A 16634-nucleotide genomic window follows, 5' to 3' on the forward strand; every position below is an offset into this window, starting at 1 on the left:
GGGGAGCAAGCCTTGCCGGCGGACCGGCCCCGGGAGCGCCAGCGCAACTGCCGCTACTTCTCGGCAATGCGCGCATCGCGACATCCCGGCCGTCGCACCGACGGCCATGGGAAGCCGGACGCGCCCCCGCCGGAAAGACAGCCGGATTCTTTGCCCTGCAACAGCGCCCCGGCGCGGGCCGTATCGGACGCTCGAGACGCGGTTGCTGCGACCGGCGAGCACAGCCGCGGCTACGCGCGGCCGAGCCGATCTAGATCAAATGACCATGTCCGAAATGCCCGGTGCCGCAAGGGAGCTCGCCGATGATAGCGATTGTGCGACAGGACAATTCCGGTCCGTTCACGTCCCGCCAACAGGGGTTGCTCGGGTGTACTCTGATCCGGTCCGAGATTCGGTAAGGATCGAGAAGGGCGGTGTCATGGCCGGTTTTCACCTATCGCTACTCGTAGTGCCCGCACTCACCGGGCTCGCGGGACGCACGGCCCGAGCCCTGCGCACCACCGCGCCCAACGGAGTTGTTCCCATGCAGTCGAAGCCCACCACCAGCCCAGGTTCCAACTCCGCCATCGGCGCGGCCGAGGCGAGAGCACCGCGCCGACCGCGCGTCGAATATTTCGACATCTCCGATCTGACCAAGACCGACGCGCGCGGCTTCGTCCACTCGGTGGAGAGCTGCCACGCCGAACCGTGGGGTCTGTATCTGGTGTGCGCGGCCGACACTCCCCCGAACCGCTACACCGAGACGTGGGTGCTGCCGGAGCTGTCGATTCAGGTGACGATGCATCACGTCAACGCCGCCCACGACCGCGACCCGGTCTATCACATCTACGTCGGTGAGTTCGCCCGCGTCGAGCCCAAGCGCTGGCGGGCGGAATACCACTACATCGACATCGTGGCCCGCAACGGCCGCGTCCCCGAGCTGCGCGGCGTCGACGACCTGTTCGCCGCCCACGCCGCCGGGCACGTCGACGCCGCCACCGCCCAGCACGCCTTCGAGCGCGCGACCGCGATCGTCGACGGGATCGCCTCGCACGATCACAATTTCGAACGCTGGCTGGCCACCAAGAACATCACCCTCACCTGGCTGTAACCGCGTCCCGGCCCGTCCGCGCGTCCGGAGTCCGCCGGGTAGCCACCACATGCCGATTGCGGTTAATCTCTGCCAAGGCGACGACTGATCTCGCTCGCACATGGGTAACTCGCCGGGTACGCCCAAAACCGGCCAGGCACCTGACGCAGGACCTGTGACCGAGCCGCGCGGCAGGGACTGGTACGGCCTCGAACGCGGAGAGGCGGCACAGGCGGCGGTACAGGAGGCGCACATGTCGCAGGCACAGGCGGTGGACCTGCATCGGCCGAAGGTCGAGTACTTCAATGTGGCCGACCTGACCAATGTCGACCCCAAGGGGTTCGTGCGCGCGGTGGAGCGCTATCACGTCGAGCCGTGGGGGTTGTACATGGCCCGCACGGCCGATCACCAGGAATTCCACTACCTGGAGTCGTGGCTGCTGCCCGCGCTGGGCCTGCGTGCGACGGTGTTCCACTTCCACCCGGGGCACGGGCGCGACCAGGACTACTACCTGGACATCGGCGACTTCGGCGAGGTCGAACCGGGTCGATGGAAATCGGTCGACCTCTACCTCGACATCGTGGTGCGCACCGACCGCGACGCGGTCCTGCTCGATATCGACGAGCTGCTCGCCGCGCACGCCGCCGGATACCTGGATCTCACCGCGGCGCAGCGGGCCGTGGCCACGGCGACGGCCGCCATCGACGGAATCGCCAGCCACGGTTACAGTTTCGATCGCTGGATGAGGTCGATGGATATCGACCTGACCTGGAACTAGGCGTACCCGGTCACTTCGGCTGCGCCGCCCACTCGACCGCGCGTGGGTAGGCTCCGTCGAACCAGGGCGTCTTCACGTCGAGGTAGGCCTGGATGGCCGCCTCCCCGCTCAGACCGGCCGCGTCGGCCTCGGCCTTCTGCTTCACGGTCACATATTCGTCGCGGGCCGCGGGTATCGCGCGCAGCCAGTCGCGGAAGATCAGCGCGAATCGCTGGTTGGGCCAACCGTCCACGCGCAGATGGATATTGGCGGGGCGTCCCGGGTCGGCGGTGCCGTGAACCCGCTTACCCCAGTGCGCCGGATCGGTTCCGGGTTTCGGGTCATCGTGGTCGTATTCCCGGATGCACGGAAAACCGGCCGCCTCCAACGGTTCCCGCAGTTCGTCGGCGGTCCCGAGATCGGCGACGGTGATCTGGACATCGATGACATCCTTGGCGGGCAGGCCGGGCACCGCGGTGGAACCGATGTGGTCGATGCGCCGGGCCGACGCGCCGCAGACGACGGCCAGCCGCCCGATCAGCCGCTGCGCCATCGCGTCCCACTCCGGATTCGCCGGGACCAGGTGGACCGCGCCGCGCTGGGCCCGGGTTCGGGTGCGCAGATTGTGTTCGAACGGCACCAGGCGCTCCTCCCACAGCGCCCGCACCTGCGGCCGCAGATCCTCGGGGTCGCCGTTGTTGTCCAGGAGCACGTCGGCGGCGGCGCGGCGCTGCTCGTCGGTGGCCTGCGCCTTGATGCGGGCCAGGGCGTCCTCGCGGGACACGCCGCGGAACTGTTCGAGGCGCCGAACCCGGGTCTCGACGTCGGCGGTCACGACCACCACCAGATTCATCAACGCGCCCAGCCCGTTCTCCACGAGCAGCGGAATATCCTGCACCACAATCGAATCGGCGGGTGCGGCGGCGATGATCTCGGCGGTGCGCCGACCCACCAGCGGGTGGGTGATGGAATTCAGGGTGGCGCGGGCCTGATCGTCGGCGAACGCCTTGGCCGCCAATGCCGCGCGGTCCAGGCTGCCGTCGGGGGCCAGGATGCCGGAGCCGAACGCCTCGACCAGTGCGGCCAGTCCGGGCGTGCCCGGCGCGACCACCTCGCGGGCGATCGTATCGCTGTCGACCAGGACCGCGCCCCGCTCGACGAGCAGCCGCGCGACAGTCGACTTGCCCGCTCCCATGCCTCCGGTGAGACCGATACGCAACATTCGACCAGTCTCGCATCCTCCCGGCCGCACCGCTCGGTGCACCCCGTGCGGCGGCCAATCCGGTCGATTACCCACGGCAGCAATATTTCTCACCCGTGGTCCAGCAAATTACCCATTCCGTGACTACGGCGATATCAATTCGCAACTTTTTTCACGCCATCCAGACCCGAGGTCGGCAACTTTCCGACACGCCGGGACGAAAGTTTCGGAAAATCCAGTGCCTCACACTTTTGTTCCGCTAATGTTTCGCCGCAGGCGATCCAGGCCGTCTCGAGCAAGCAAAGGAACACCATTGGGCACCACAAACATCCAGACGGGTCGCCACCGACTGGGTAAGCCGGGCACGGTGCACTGCATCCACATCCCCGCCGTCGCGACCGCACTGGCCGAATACCGCCGCCCATGGCTCACCGCCCTGATCAGCCCCGCCAGGCACAGCTTCGCCGCCATGCGCAAGCGCACCGCCGCGGCCGCAGCCAACTGGGTCCCCGCCACCGCCAGCTGATCCCGGCCAAAAGCACGCCGGGATGAGAAGCGATGAGCACGCCGGGATGAGAAGCGATGTGCATACCGGGATGAGAAGCGATGTGCATACCGGGATGACACAGTGGCGAGCATTCCGGACGACGAAGTAGTAAGCACGCCGGGATGAAGAAGTGGCGGCCAGACCAGGATGACGAAGTGGCTGGCACGGCCGAGTGAGAAGTGGGGCCACCACGACGGTATGCCGAGGTGGCCACGTCGCAAACAAGTCGGTGGGCACGCCGGGTGGGGGGCCCGGCCCGCTTTTGGCCGGGATGTCAGATGATTCCGCTGGGGCGGCGGCGGGTGCCCGGTTGTTGGGCGGGCATGTTGTTCGGGGGGACCGGGTAGGGGGTGCCGACGCCGGCGGTGCCGAGGGCGATGTTGGGGCCGCATTGGGCCAGGGCGGGGGCGGTGCGGGAATTCGGGTCGGTGATTCGCGGCGGGACGGCGTCGGGGGCGGAGGCGAAATCGAAGGTCGATGTCATATCGCCGGTGACGCTGCGGCGCCAGGGCGTCAGATTCGGCACCTCGACGCCGAAACGGCGTTCCAGCAAACGCAATTGCGAGGTGTGGTCGAAGGTCTCCGAGGCGACCAGACCGCCGCGCGAATACGGCGAGATGACGAAACACGGCACGCGATAACCCAATCCGATCGGACCCGCGATGCCCTTGGCCGCAGGCACCCGGCCCAGATCGACGGTCAGGAATTCGCCGGGGGTACCCGGCGGCGGGGTCGGCGGCGTGACGTGATCGAAGAAGCCGCCGTTCTCGTCGTAGCTGACGATCAGGGCCGTCTTCTCCCACACCCGCGGATTGGAGGTGAGGATGTCGAGCACCTGCATGATGCCCACCGCCCCCAGTGCAGGCGGCAGCGCCGGATGCTCACAGTTGAACAGCGGCGGGATCACCCACGACACCGCGGGCAGCCGATCGGCGGCCACATCGGCGGCGAAGTCGTGCGGATACACCGGAGCCTTACCGCGTTGCGCCAGTTCGGAATTCGGATCGGCGGCCTGTTTGAAGCAGCCCATCATGCCGTCCAGGATCACCGACGAGATCGGGCCGACGTCGCGGTTGTTGTAGATCTTCCAGCTCACCCCGGCCTCGGACAGGTTCTCCGGATAGGTGCGCCAGCTGTAGACGTTCTGCGGGATCAGCGTCGGCGTCTCCACCAGCGGCCCGCCGTCCCGGCCGTCCGGGTCGATGGTCGCCGACACCCAGTACAGCCGGTTCGGGTCGGTCGGGCCGAGCACCGAACAGTGATAGTGGTCGCAGATGGTGAAGGCATCGGCAAGATCGTGGTGGACCGGAATGTCCTCGCGGGTGTAGTAGCCCATGGCCGCGGGCCCGTTCGCCGGGCCGACGCTGGCGATCGACATCGGCATCCACCGGTCGTTGCCACCGCCGTTCCACGCCTCGTGCATCCCCGCCCAGCTGTGGTCGGGATCGTTGATACATTCCCCGTCGAGGGTCGCGCCACGATTGGTGTCGAGCCGGAACGGTTCGACATACCCGTCCGGGGTCGGCCCGACGCCGGGCGCCCAGCCGTACTGCCGCCACGACGCCGAGGGATCACTGAACCCGCGGACACCGGACATGGTCCCGAAATAGTGATCGAAGGACCGGTTCTCCTGCATCAGCAGCACGAAATGCTCGATATCCCCGAGCCCGCCCATCCCGGCGGGATCCGCCGCATGCGCCCGCTCGATGATCGGATTCGCCCAAGACGCCAGTGCCGCAACCCCTCCGGCGGCCATGGCCTTCGCCAGGAATTCGCGCCGGTTGATGCCGTCGAAGAGCCCCATGCTGCCGCTCGAACCTTCCGCCAGATTGTGGAATAACACAGTTTCAAGTTCGCCGATGAGGCTACCCGAGAAGCCCTCGCATCACCCGCCGGGCCGTCGCATCCGGATTTTGACAGTCACTTGCAGGTAGGCCGGCAGGCCGTTAGGCTGCCCCCAGATACCTGACAGTCACTTTCAGGTATATTCCTTCGGGAGGCGCGATGATCGAACCGGCCGTGCTCGACACACCGGATGTTCGCGAGCCGGCACCTCGGTTGCGCGTCGTCGGACGCTGGGCTGTGCTCATGGCACGCCACCGCCGCATCGTCCTCGGTGTGTGGCTGCTGCTGGTCGTGGTGTGCGGTGCGACCTATCCCGCCCTGCACGCCCGCCTCGGCGCCCCCGACTACACGGTGCCGGGTTCGGAATCCAGCGAGGTCGATCGCCTTGTCGCACAACATTTCACGCAATTCGGCGTGGAGCAGGATCTGATCGTCTTCCATTCCGACCGCCACACCGCCGACGCGCCGGAGTTCCGCGCCGCGATCGATCGGTCGATCGCGGCGGTGCGTGATGTCGCCGGAGTGGCCGGGGCGATCGGGCCGTTCCAGGGCAATGCGCAGGCTCAGATCTCCGCGGACCGGCATACCGCATTCGGCCTCGTCGGTGTCGACGGCAGCCTGTCGGAACGGGCCGAGGTCGCTACCCGACTGCAATCGGCCCTCGCCGCCGTCTCCGACGACGACGTGCGTGTGACGGTCACCGGCTATTCCCCGGTGGAAGCCGATCTGATGCAGACCGAGACCACCGACCTGACCCGCGCCGAGGCCATCGGCCTGCCGGTGGCGGCGCTGTTCCTCGTCCTGGCCCTCGGCGCCGTCGTGGCGGCCTCGATCCCGATCACGGTGACCGCGGCCGGAGTCGCGGTGGGCGTCGGAGTTCTGTTCGGCCTCACCACCTTTCTGGCCTTCGACTCGCTGGTGCTGTCGGTCGCGACCATGATCGCCACCGGCACCGCGATCGACTATGCGATGTTCATCGTCAGCCGATTCAACGAGGAGCTGACCCGCCGCGGTGTGCGCGACCGCCGCGACCGCGGCCGGATCGAGCAGGCGGTCGGTGTCGCACTGGATACGACCGGCCGGACGATTCTGGCCTCCGGGCTCATCGTCATGATCTCGCTGAGCTCACTGGCCGTCGTCGGAATGCCGATGCTCGACGGTGTCGTCGTCGGCGTCCTCGCGGCGGTCGTCGCGACCCTCACCGCGGCCTTCACCCTGCTCCCTGCGATGCTGGCGGCGGTGGGGCCCGCGATCAACCGGGGTGCCCTCCCGGCGCGGCTGCGTCCGGCCGAGGCGCGGTCGGAGACGGCGTCGAGCGCCTGGGCACGCTGGGCGCACACCGTCATGGCGCGGCCCGTCCTCTTCGGTGTGCTCGGCGTCGCGGCGTTGGCCGCCGCGGCGTTGCCGCTCACCGGTCTGCGGTACGGCATCGATATGGGGCTGGGCTCGCTCGCCGATCGGCCCACCGGGCAGGCCACCCGTCTCGTTCAGGAGAACTTCGGGCCCGGGCTGCTCGCGCCGATCGAGGTGGTCGCCACCGGCCCCGACGATTCCCCGCTGTCGAGTGCGGCCCGCGCCGAGGCGAGCCGGTTCGTTACCGGTCTGTCCGAGGATCCGCGCGTCGCGAGGGTCCTTCCGCAACAGGCCGACGGGCGACTCCTGGCCGCGGTCGTGCCCCGGGATTCGTTCGACTCCAGTGCCGTTGCCGATCTGACGACCGATATCCGTTCGCGCGCAACGAGTATCGATGCGGCCGAGATTCGAGTGGGCGGTCCGTCGGCGGTTTTCGCGGATGTGTCCCGGCTGATCACCTCCCGTCTGCCCTGGGTGATCGCCCTGGTGCTGACCGCCTCGCTGATCTTCCTGATCATCACGTTCCGCAGTATCGTGCTGGCGGTCAAGGCGATCGCGCTCAATCTGCTCGCCACCGGGGCCGCCCTGGGCGCCACGGTCGGGGTCTTCCAATACGGCTTCGGCGAGTCGGTACTGGGCTTCCACAGCACCGGGTTCCTGCAGGTCTACCTGCCCATGCTGGTATTCGCGGTCCTGTTCGGCCTCTCGATGGACTACGAGGTCTTCCTCATCCGCCGCATGAAGGAAACCTGGGACCGCACCGGAGACAATGCCGCCGCCGTCGCGGAGGGGTTGCAGCGCACCGCCCGCCCCATCACCGCCGCGGCGGCCATCATGGTGGCGGTGTTCGCCAGCTTCGTGACCGCGGATGTGCTGGAGCTCAAGCAGATCGGGTTCGCGCTCGCGGTGGCCATCGCCATCGATGCGCTGATCGTGCGGCTGGTCCTCGTGCCCGCGTTCATGCGGTTGTTCGGCCGCTGGAATTGGTGGCTGCCGCGGATTCCGCGCGCGGTCACCGGAATATCTGCTCGATGGCGTCGATGATCGAGCCGACGGCCTCGTAATACACCTCGCGCAACCGACGGGCGAAACCGGTACCGGCCCAATGGTCCAGCGCCGCAGCCCCACCCCAGATCGCCGTGGCGGCGGCCATCCGCACCTTCAGATCGTTGGGGTCGCGTCCGGAACGGTCGGCGAACAGGATCCGGAACTGGTCCTCCATCTCCCGCATCTGCCGCATCTGCCCGTCGCGCACCTCGGAAATGGTGTGGATGTACTGCAGGCTCTGCCGCATCCGGCTCTCCGCCTCGCCGGTGACCAGCGCTTCGACCACCGTCGGCACCAGCGACCGCGCGATTGCGATCAGCTCGGACATCTCCAGCGGCTCGCCCCCGCCCGCGGTGCGCAGCACATCGAGCAGCTTCGGGTCGGCCTCGTCGTAGAGGACCAGCATCTCCTTGGTCCCGAAGTAGCGGTAGACGGAACTGGGCGAGACCCCGGCCGCGGCCGCCACCCGCTCCACGGTCACCTCGCGGTAGCCGTGCTCGTCGAACAGATCCAGCGCAACCTGCTGGATGCGGGCCATCGCCTCGAATTTTCGGCGCTCCCACAGGGTGGGGAAGGAGTCGGCGGCGGGTTCGGACATGTCAGGACGAGAATACCGGGATAACGAGGAAATACGGCGAAGGCCCCGGTCCGAGGACCGGGGCCTTCGCGCTCAGCTCAGCGGGTTACGCGTTGCCGGAGAGCTTCTCGCGCAGCGCGGCGAGCTGCGCGTCGCTGGCCAGCGAACCACCGGCCGGCTCCGCCTGCGCGGACGACCGCTCGCCGCTCTCGGAGGAGTAGTTGGACGGGGCGCCGTTCGCGGCCTCGGCGGCGGCGTCGGCGGCCATCTTCTCCATCTGGGCGGTGTGCATCTTGTGGCGACGCTCCGCCTCGGCGTAGCGGGACTCCCACTCCTCGCGCTGCTTCTCGTAGCCCTCGAGCCATTCGTTGGTCTCGGGGTCGAAGCCCTCGGGGAAGATGTAGTTGCCCTGCTCGTCGTAGCTGTCGGCCATGCCGTACTTCGACGGGTCGAACTCGGCGTGGTAGTCCTCGTTGGCCTGCTTCAGCGACAGCGAGATCCGGCGACGCTCCAGGTCGATGTCGATGACCTTGACCATCGCGTCGTCGCCGACCTGCACGACCTGATCCGGCACCTCGACGTGGCGCTCGGCCAGCTCGGAGATGTGCACCAGGCCCTCGATGCCCTCCTCGACGCGCACGAAGGCACCGAACGGAACCAGCTTGGTGACCTTGCCCGGCACGATCTGGCCGATGGCGTGGGTGCGGGCGAACTGACGCCACGGATCTTCCTGGGTCGCCTTGAGCGACAGCGAGACCCGCTCGCGGTCCAGGTCGACGTCGAGAACCTCGACGGTGACCTCCATGCCGACCTCGACGACCTCGGACGGGTGGTCGATGTGCTTCCAGGACAGCTCGGAGACGTGCACCAGACCGTCGACGCCGCCGAGATCGACGAACGCACCGAAGTTGACGATCGAGGACACGACGCCCTTGCGGACCTGGCCCTTCTGCAGCTGGTGCAGGAACTCGCTGCGGACCTCGGACTGGGTCTGCTCGAGCCATGCGCGGCGGGACAGAACGACGTTGTTGCGGTTCTTGTCCAGCTCGATGATCTTGGCCTCGATCTCCTTGCCGACATACGGCTGCAGATCGCGGACGCGGCGCATCTCCACCAGCGACGCGGGGAGGAAGCCACGCAGGCCGATGTCCAGGATCAGACCGCCCTTGACGACCTCGATGACGGTGCCCTTGACGGCCTCGTCCTTCTCCTTGAGCTCCTCGATCGTGCCCCACGCCCGCTCGTACTGCGCGCGCTTCTTCGACAGGATCAGGCGGCCTTCCTTGTCCTCCTTGGTGAGGACCAGAGCCTCGACCTCATCGCCCACGGAAACGACCTCGGCGGGGTCGACATCGTGCTTGATGGAGAGCTCGCGGGAAGGGATGACACCTTCGGTCTTGTAGCCGATGTCGAGCAGGACCTCGTCCCGATCGACCTTGACGATGGTGCCTTCGACGATGTCTCCGTCGTTGAAGTACTTGATCGTCTTGTCGATGGCGGCGAGGAAATCCTCGGCGGTGCCGATGTCATTGACGGCAACCTGCGGCGAGGTGGTCGTGGTGGGCATATGTTGGGTTGCTCCGGACGGATTGTGGTCGGTAGTGGACATTGGTACTTTCGGTTTTGCCGTGAAATCACAGCCAGGGGACTACGTTGGACATGCACAGCACATCGCTGCTGCATACACAACGCTGCACTCTTGCATGTGGCCTCACAGCACGCGCGGCCCCAGTCTCGACATACCCCCGGTATGCAAGTACTGAAGACACTCGCGGGGATCAGCGTACGCGACGCGAGTTGCGGCAAGCAAACACGGGTCCCCCTGGGCAAGTAGATACCCTTACATGATGCCCGAAGATCATCCCGCCGTGTTGGAAGACGATCGCCACGTGCAGGCGAACACCCTGCTCGGCACCGCCGGGGTGGCCCGCGCGAAGATCGGTTCGGCGGCCAGTCAGCGGGCGAGCCGGCGGTGGTGGGACGCCGATGCGGAGCAATATCACGACACGCACGCGGATTTTCTGGGTGTCGACTCCCCGACCGGCGAATTCATCTGGTGTCCGGAGGGCCTGCACGAGGGCGATTGGCACCTGCTCGGCGACATCACCGGCAAACGCGTCCTGGAAATCGGCTGCGGCTCGGCCCCCTGCTCGCGTTGGCTGGCAGCACACGGCGCGCATCCGGTCGGCCTGGATCTGTCGAAGGCGATGCTCGAGCGCGGGACGGCCGCGATGGCACGCGGCGGTCCGCGGGTGCCGCTGGTGCAGGCCGGGGCCGAGGCGCTGCCCTTCGCGGACGAATCGTTCGATCTGGCCTGCTCGGCCTTCGGCGCGGTGCCCTTCGTCGCCGATTCGGCCCAGGTGATGCGGGAGGTGGCGCGCGTCCTGCGCCCGGGCGGCCGCTGGGTGTTCTCGGTGAACCACCCCATGCGCTGGGTCTTCCCCGACGACCCGGGCCCGGAGGGGCTGCGTGCCGCCATTTCCTATTTCGACCGCACGCCTTATATCGAGGTCGACGCCGACGGCCAGCCCACCTACGTCGAGCACCACCGCACCATCGGCGATCGAGTCCGGGAGATCGTCGCCGCCGGGCTCACCCTTCTCGACATCATCGAGCCGGACTGGCCGGAATGGCTCGACCGCGAATGGGGGCAGTGGAGCCCGCTGCGCGGCGAAATCTTCCCCGGCACGGCGATATTCGTCACCGAGCGGCCCGCGGCGCGGTAGCACCCGGGCGACATGCGGTGATTCCACCTAGGAATAGATCTTGAAATAGGTGACTCCGGTCACATCGCCCAACTTTTACCATTGCTTTACTTTACCCTGTTGCCGCAGGCAGATTCGCTTCGATCGGAGGATCCTCCAATGAACGACCTGATCAAGACCCTGGCCCAGGATGCGAACTGGGAGAAGTGGGTGGCCGCGAATTCGGCATCCACCGCCAAGGACGGCTGCATTTCCAAGGCGGGTTGCATTTCGAAGGCCGGGTGCATTTCCTAGTCGCAACGCGTGAGCCGGGCCGACCCGCTCGGCCCGGCTCCGACCGCCCGACATCATGACCGAGACTCCCGATACACGATCGCTCCCCCCTGCATTCGTCGAAGCAACGCGAGAGATTCCGTTCTACCGGGACAACGCGGCCTCGAATTCGTTTCCGATCATCACGAAGGCCGATCTGGCGGAGTCCTTCCCCGACTCGTTCATGACGCCGCGGGTGCGCGCCGCCCTGGAGTCGGGTGCGGCACAGTACGTCTGGTCCACCGGCACGAATCATGCCCGGATGCAGCTGATTCGGCCGCCGCTGTTTCTGCTGCGGACCTACTATGCGGTGTGGCGGGACCATCCCGAGATCGGCGACACCTTCGCCGCGGGTGTCCCCCGTATCTCGGTCACCACCCGATTGGCGACCGACCATGTGGCGCGGGTCAACGAGTCCAAGGGCGGGGCGCCCTCCGATATCGCGCGACGCTGGCTCGACGACCGGACCTTCTACGTCAATCAGGAGCTGGATCCCGCGCTCTGGTCGGCGGCGGCCCTCGATCGGATGCTCGCGGAGATCGAGACCGTGCGCCACGAAAGAGGCGAGGGCCGATACCATCTCGACTGTTCGTCCTACCACGCCGCCTACCTGCTGCGCGCGGCCGGTTCCCGTTTCCCGCACCCCGTCAGCGCGATTCACGGATACGAGTTCACGCCCCGCAATGTCCGGCGCTTCCTCGTCGAACGCCTGGGCTGTCCGGTCGTCGAACTGTTCGGCAGCACCGAGCTGGGATACCTGTACTACGGCGATACGAAGGGCGCATACCATCCGCACCTCGGTGATATGGAGGTCGAGCTCCAGCCGATCACCGGCAGTCGCGGCATCCACAAGCTGATCGTCTCGAGTATCCGCAATCCGTATATGCCGCTGCTGCGGTACAACACCGGCGATTGTGTGCATACGCACGACGGATCGGCCGACCCGAGCCGGATCGCCCGCTTCTGCGGGCGGGAGAAGGAATTGCTCGTCACCGATGCCGCCATCACCTCACAGGCGGAACTCGATGACGTCATAGCGGATATCGACCCGCGGATCTTCGTCTACCAGCTGCGGGTCGACGGCACGAGCGCGCAACTGGCCTACACCACATTCGACGACGCGCCGCTGGTCGGGGCCGCCACGGCCGAACTGGCCGGAGCCACATCGCATCTGACCGGGCTGCGCACGGCCGTCACCCATCGAACTCACATTCCGATCGGCAAGTCCGGCAAATACGCCTGGCTCGTCCGCTGAAGGGGACATACGGATGACAGAGCAGGACATCCTCGGAGAGCTTTACGAAGAGACGGTCCGCCATGTGCGGCAGCACAACGACGTCGACGAGCCGACCGCGCGGATCCAGGTTCGCGAAGCGGTGCGCTACCTGACCCTCGTCTCTGCTCATCGCGACGAGCTCAGCGGGCTGTTCCTGCCGGTGGAGCAGGCGATCGACGAGGTGTGGCACTACCTCATCCTGCAGACGCGCGAGTACGCCGACATCTGCGAAAAACGGCTCCCCGGTGGGTATTTCATTCACCACCGTTCGATCTCCTACGACGATTACGGTCATCGGCAACCGTCGCGCGAGACGATGATCGAGCAGTCGCTGCGGTGGATTCCGCTGTACTGCAAGCGCTTCGGACAGTTCGACGACGAGGGTGCGCGCTGGTGGACGATGGTCCGCTTCCTGCGCGACGAGATGGGCTACGGCCTCGACGCGATCTCGTCGCTACAGCCTGCCGACGCGGACGGCGGCCGCTGACCGCAGGCCGGCACCGATCACCAACCCCGCCAACAGGATCTGAACGCCGAGTACCGTCGCCATCGCCGTCCGGTGGCCAGACGACTGTACGAGCACCCCGAAGACGGTCCCCAGCACGGCAGTGCCCGTCGCGATCGAGACCTGCTGCGCGGTGAGCAGGACACCGCCGCCCATCCCGGCGAGTTCGGCGGGCACCAGTGACAGCATGTGGGCATTCATGGCGCCCAGGGTGATTCCCTGACCGATGCCGATCAGCAACAACGCCAGGCACATCAGCGGGGTCGTGGAGGTCGTCACGCCACCGGCCATGGCGGCCAGACCGGCGGCCTGGATCCCGGCACCGAGCGCAATGGTTGTGATACCCAGCCGATCACGCAGTCGCGGCACGGCGAAAGAGGAGACGAAGAAGCCGAGCGCCATCGGCGCCGTCACGACACCCGCGAGCAGGGGCGACTGTCCCAGCCCCTCCTGCAGCGTTTGGGGCAGGGCATACAGAAAGCCTCCGGCACCGGCGAAGAACGGCAGCATGAGGGCCAAAGCCCAACGCAGGTGCGGATTGTCGAACATGCCCTTCGGAACGACCGCGGCGGTGTTCGTACGCGCGCACCGCCGCAGGTGCAACACCCAGGCACGGCCCGCGAGAACGGTGACGGCGGCGAGGACGAGCACGGCCGGGCCGAGGCTCGTCGCCAGCGACGCCGTCAGCAGAAAGCCGAGTACCGTCAGCGACAGCAGCGCCCCGCCGCGCCAATCCACGTATTGACCGGTATTCGGTTCCGTCCTCGGAACCAACCGCGGCAGCAGAGCCAACGCGACGATGCCGAGCGGAATATTCACCAGGAACAGCCAGCGCCACGCGCCGGAGCCGTCGATGACATCGAGCAGGGCGCTGCCGCCGATGAGGCCGATCAATGCGGAGATCCCGCTCATCGACGAGTACCAGCTGATCGCGCGCTCCCGGCGCTGCCCCGCATGGGTGGTGATCAAGCCCAGCACCTGGGGCATCACGAATCCCGCTGTCGCGCCCTGCACTATTCGGCCGGCGACCAGCACCCAGAAGGTGGGCGCGGCTCCGCATGCCGCCGAGGCGATCAGGAAGCCGGACACCGCCGCCCACAGAATCCGGCGGCGTCCATAACGGTCGCCGACGCGTCCGCCCACGATCAGCAACGATCCGAATCCCGCCAGATAGCCGACCAGCACCAGGCTCAGCAGCGCCGAGCCCTGCTCGATGCCGAAGTCGCGCCTGATGCCCGGCAGTGCCACTCCCGCGATGAACGCATCCATCATCGGGACGAACGCGCACGCGAGGATCAGCAGGATCCCCCGAATACTCAGCACCGACCGCTACGCCCGCCGGATCGGCATCGTTTCCGCCCGGACCGGACTGGCGGGGATCGCCACGGTCTCGGCCCGCGACGCGGCGGTGGGGATCGCGGTCGTCTCCGCCGCGGCGGTGGAGGTGCTCCCCGCGCTCACGGCCACCGGCCCACCGAATGCGGGCAGTGCGGCGAACCGCGGATCGATGCGCGCCGTGCGGCTCACGTGGGTGATCCAGCTGCGCGCCCGCGTCAGCGGATGGTCCGGGAACTGCGGATCCCAGCGGGCGTCATCGGCCACGTTGTAGGGCAACTTGCCCTTGATCTCCGGCGCATACGGGTGCGGCGGGAACATGTTCTGGAAGCCGACCTTCGGCACCACGGCCGCCTCCCGCACGCCCGAGCGCCCGGTCTCGGGGCACATGATCTTCAGAATCGCGCTGCAGTTCGCCTTCGGGACCACGATGCCCGCCGTGAATCCGAGCCCGGCCCGGTCGGCCAGCGGGAACTTCTCCAGCCGCAGCAGCGCCGGCTGGCCGTCGACGGTGATGGTGTGCGCTTCGATGAGGCAGCCGAATTCGGCCTGCAGTTCGGTGAGCCGCCTGCGCAGCGTGTCCAGGTCGTCCAACGGCGCCGGCAGGTCGGGTACCAGATCGATATAGGTCAAGGTGACGACGTCACCGGTGACAGGGTTACCCCACCTGTTCTGATCGAACTGCTGCAGTCCTCTGGTTTCGAACGCGATTGGCACGCGACCACGCTACCGATTCGTGACATTTTCGCACGTCCTTAGATGTTTTGTGCCCAACACGTGACTGTCCGGTAATAATCTCCGGGCGAAACGGGTGGTCAGTCGGCTCCGGCCCCCACGCCGTCTCCGGTCGGTCCCAGGCCGTCTCCCGCCGAGCCCCGGCCCTTCGGGGACCGCCCGGCCTGTTCCAGGGCCAGCCGCAGCGCGTACTCGATCTGGGCGTTGACGCTGCGCAGATCGTCGGCCGCCCACTTGGCGATCGCCTCGTGGACGGCCGGGTCGAGCCGCAGCAGTACCCTCTTCGGCTCGCGCTTGACCATCAGGCGTACAGCGAGCCGGTGTTGACGACGGGCTGGGTCGCGCGGTCGCCGCAGAGGACGACCAGCAGGTTGGACACCATGGCGGCCTTACGCTCCTCGTCGAGTTCGACGACCCCCTGCTGGGAGAGTTGTTCCAGGGCCAGGCCCACCATGCCGACCGCGCCCTCCACGATTCGCGTGCGCGCGGCCACGATCTGCGCGGCCTGCTGGCGGACCAGCATGGCCTGCGCGATCTCCGGAGCGTAGGCGAGATGGGTGATGCGGGCCTCGATGATGTCGATGCCGGCCGTCGAGGTGCGTTCGCGCAGTTCGATGGTCAGCTCCTCGGCGACCTCGGCACCGTCGCGCAGGCTGGTGCGGTCCGGGTCGTGCGCATCGTAGGGGTGCGTCGTGGCCAGGTGCCGGACCGCGGCCTCGGACTGCGTCTCGACGTACTCCTCGTAGTCGTCGACCGCGAACGCGGCCTTGAAGCTGTCGACGACCCGGTAGACGACCACGGCGGCGATCTCCACCGGGCTGCCGTCGGCATCGTTGACCTTCAGTCGCTGCGTCTCGAAGTTGCGCACCCGCAACGAGATCGGCCGACGGTCGGTCAGCGGGACCACCGAGAAGAACCCTGGCTCGCTCACCGAGCCGATGTAGCGGCCGAAGAACTGGACCACCTGGGCCTCATTGGGATTGACCACCGTCAACCCTGTCGCGCACACGAGCAGGATCAGCGCCAGGACCGTGGCCACGATCGCCCCCGCCAGCGGCCCCGCCCCGCCGCCGTTCACCACGGCCACGAACCCGAGCACGGCCCCCGCTACCGCCGCGAGAAACAGCACGAGCAGGACCGCAGCCACGACAAACCCATTCACCCGGCTGGCCGGACGAAGCTCCATGACATCCTCCCAATATCGAAGTGATATCACGACGATAGCGCGGACGGTCCGGTTCGTCCATATCGATCCGGCGAACCGCCGTCCCTTGTTCCCGGCGTCCTTCCTTCCCTTGTTCCCGGCGCGCCCCTTCCTTCCCTTGTTCCCGGCGCGCCCCTTCCCTCCTTTGTTCCCGGCGTGCTTTTGG

General features: G+C 67.2%; 16 protein-coding genes. 8 read left to right on the forward strand and 8 right to left on the reverse strand.

What is annotated here, in order from left to right; genetic code table 11:
- Nucleotides 1–418: 418 nt before the first annotated feature.
- A complete protein-coding gene (locus IU452_RS15835) occupies nt 419–1090 on the forward strand; it encodes a hypothetical protein (RefSeq protein ID WP_228817930.1) in 672 nt (223 codons plus the stop codon).
- Nucleotides 1091–1322: 232 nt separating this feature from the next.
- Nucleotides 1323–1847: a DUF402 domain-containing protein gene (locus IU452_RS15840; protein ID WP_195110216.1), complete on the forward strand. Its 525-nt coding sequence runs from the start codon at nt 1323–1325 to the stop codon at nt 1845–1847.
- A gap of 10 nt (nt 1848–1857) precedes the next feature.
- On the opposite strand, the gene coaE is transcribed toward IU452_RS15840, so the two are convergent.
- Nucleotides 1858–3048, reverse strand: coding sequence for a dephospho-CoA kinase (coaE, locus tag IU452_RS15845; RefSeq protein WP_195109831.1), 1191 nt, complete (start codon nt 3046–3048; stop codon nt 1858–1860).
- A gap of 292 nt (nt 3049–3340) precedes the next feature.
- Between coaE and IU452_RS15850 the strand changes: the two genes are divergently transcribed.
- Nucleotides 3341–3553 carry a hypothetical protein gene (locus tag IU452_RS15850; protein ID WP_195109832.1) on the forward strand — a complete coding sequence of 71 codons (213 nt, stop codon included), beginning with the start codon at nt 3341–3343 and terminating at the stop codon, nt 3551–3553.
- A 295-nt stretch (nt 3554–3848) separates the two neighbouring features.
- On the opposite strand, the gene IU452_RS15855 is transcribed toward IU452_RS15850, so the two are convergent.
- Entirely contained in the window at nt 3849–5378 is a 1530-nt protein-coding gene (locus IU452_RS15855; RefSeq protein WP_195109833.1) for a phospholipase C, read from the reverse strand.
- A 200-nt stretch (nt 5379–5578) separates the two neighbouring features.
- Between IU452_RS15855 and IU452_RS15860 the strand changes: the two genes are divergently transcribed.
- Nucleotides 5579–7816, forward strand: a complete 2238-nt coding sequence (locus IU452_RS15860) for an MMPL family transporter (protein ID WP_228817933.1) — start codon at nt 5579–5581, stop codon at nt 7814–7816.
- On the opposite strand, the gene IU452_RS15865 is transcribed toward IU452_RS15860, so the two are convergent.
- Both IU452_RS15865 and rpsA read right to left on the reverse strand, forming a co-directional pair.
- Complete coding sequence (locus tag IU452_RS15865; RefSeq protein ID WP_195109834.1) at nt 7785–8417, reverse strand: TetR/AcrR family transcriptional regulator; 633 nt, start codon at nt 8415–8417, stop codon at nt 7785–7787. The genes IU452_RS15860 and IU452_RS15865 overlap by 32 nt on opposite strands.
- 85 nt (nt 8418–8502) lie before the next feature.
- Complete coding sequence (gene rpsA / locus IU452_RS15870; RefSeq protein WP_195109835.1) at nt 8503–9963, reverse strand: 30S ribosomal protein S1; 1461 nt, start codon at nt 9961–9963, stop codon at nt 8503–8505.
- 280 nt (nt 9964–10243) lie between these two features.
- Between rpsA and IU452_RS15875 the strand changes: the two genes are divergently transcribed.
- The 4 genes from IU452_RS15875 (at nt 10244) to IU452_RS15885 (ending at nt 13176) form a co-directional block, all read left to right on the forward strand.
- Entirely contained in the window at nt 10244–11122 is an 879-nt protein-coding gene (locus IU452_RS15875) for a class I SAM-dependent methyltransferase (protein ID WP_195109836.1), read from the forward strand.
- 138 nt (nt 11123–11260) lie between these two features.
- Nucleotides 11261–11395, forward strand: a complete 135-nt coding sequence (locus IU452_RS38915) for a hypothetical protein (RefSeq protein WP_267467573.1) — start codon at nt 11261–11263, stop codon at nt 11393–11395.
- Between the two features lie 55 nt (nt 11396–11450).
- A complete protein-coding gene (locus IU452_RS15880) occupies nt 11451–12668 on the forward strand; it encodes a hypothetical protein (RefSeq protein WP_195109837.1) in 1218 nt (405 codons plus the stop codon).
- A gap of 13 nt (nt 12669–12681) precedes the next feature.
- Entirely contained in the window at nt 12682–13176 is a 495-nt protein-coding gene (locus IU452_RS15885) for a hypothetical protein (RefSeq protein ID WP_195109838.1), read from the forward strand.
- Here IU452_RS15885 and IU452_RS15890 read toward each other — a convergent pair.
- From IU452_RS15890 to IU452_RS15905, 4 genes are all read right to left on the reverse strand, one after another.
- Nucleotides 13144–14517: an MFS transporter gene (locus IU452_RS15890; protein WP_195109839.1), complete on the reverse strand. Its 1374-nt coding sequence runs from the start codon at nt 14515–14517 to the stop codon at nt 13144–13146. The genes IU452_RS15885 and IU452_RS15890 overlap by 33 nt on opposite strands.
- Before the next feature lie 6 nt (nt 14518–14523).
- Entirely contained in the window at nt 14524–15246 is a 723-nt protein-coding gene (locus tag IU452_RS15895) for a hypothetical protein (RefSeq protein WP_195109840.1), read from the reverse strand.
- 98 nt (nt 15247–15344) lie between these two features.
- The gene (locus tag IU452_RS15900) at nt 15345–15566 is read right to left on the reverse strand and encodes a hypothetical protein (RefSeq protein WP_195109841.1); all 222 of its coding nucleotides are present in this window, start codon (nt 15564–15566) and stop codon (nt 15345–15347) included.
- Nucleotides 15566–16450 (reverse strand): SPFH domain-containing protein, encoded by an 885-nt coding sequence (locus tag IU452_RS15905; RefSeq protein WP_195109842.1) that lies wholly within the window; start codon nt 16448–16450, stop codon nt 15566–15568. The genes IU452_RS15900 and IU452_RS15905 overlap by 1 nt, the downstream gene beginning before the upstream one ends.
- Nucleotides 16451–16634: the final 184 nt, after the last annotated feature.

The organism is Nocardia transvalensis (assembly GCF_015477765.1).
GTDB classification, from domain to species: domain Bacteria; phylum Actinomycetota; class Actinomycetes; order Mycobacteriales; family Mycobacteriaceae; genus Nocardia; species Nocardia transvalensis_A.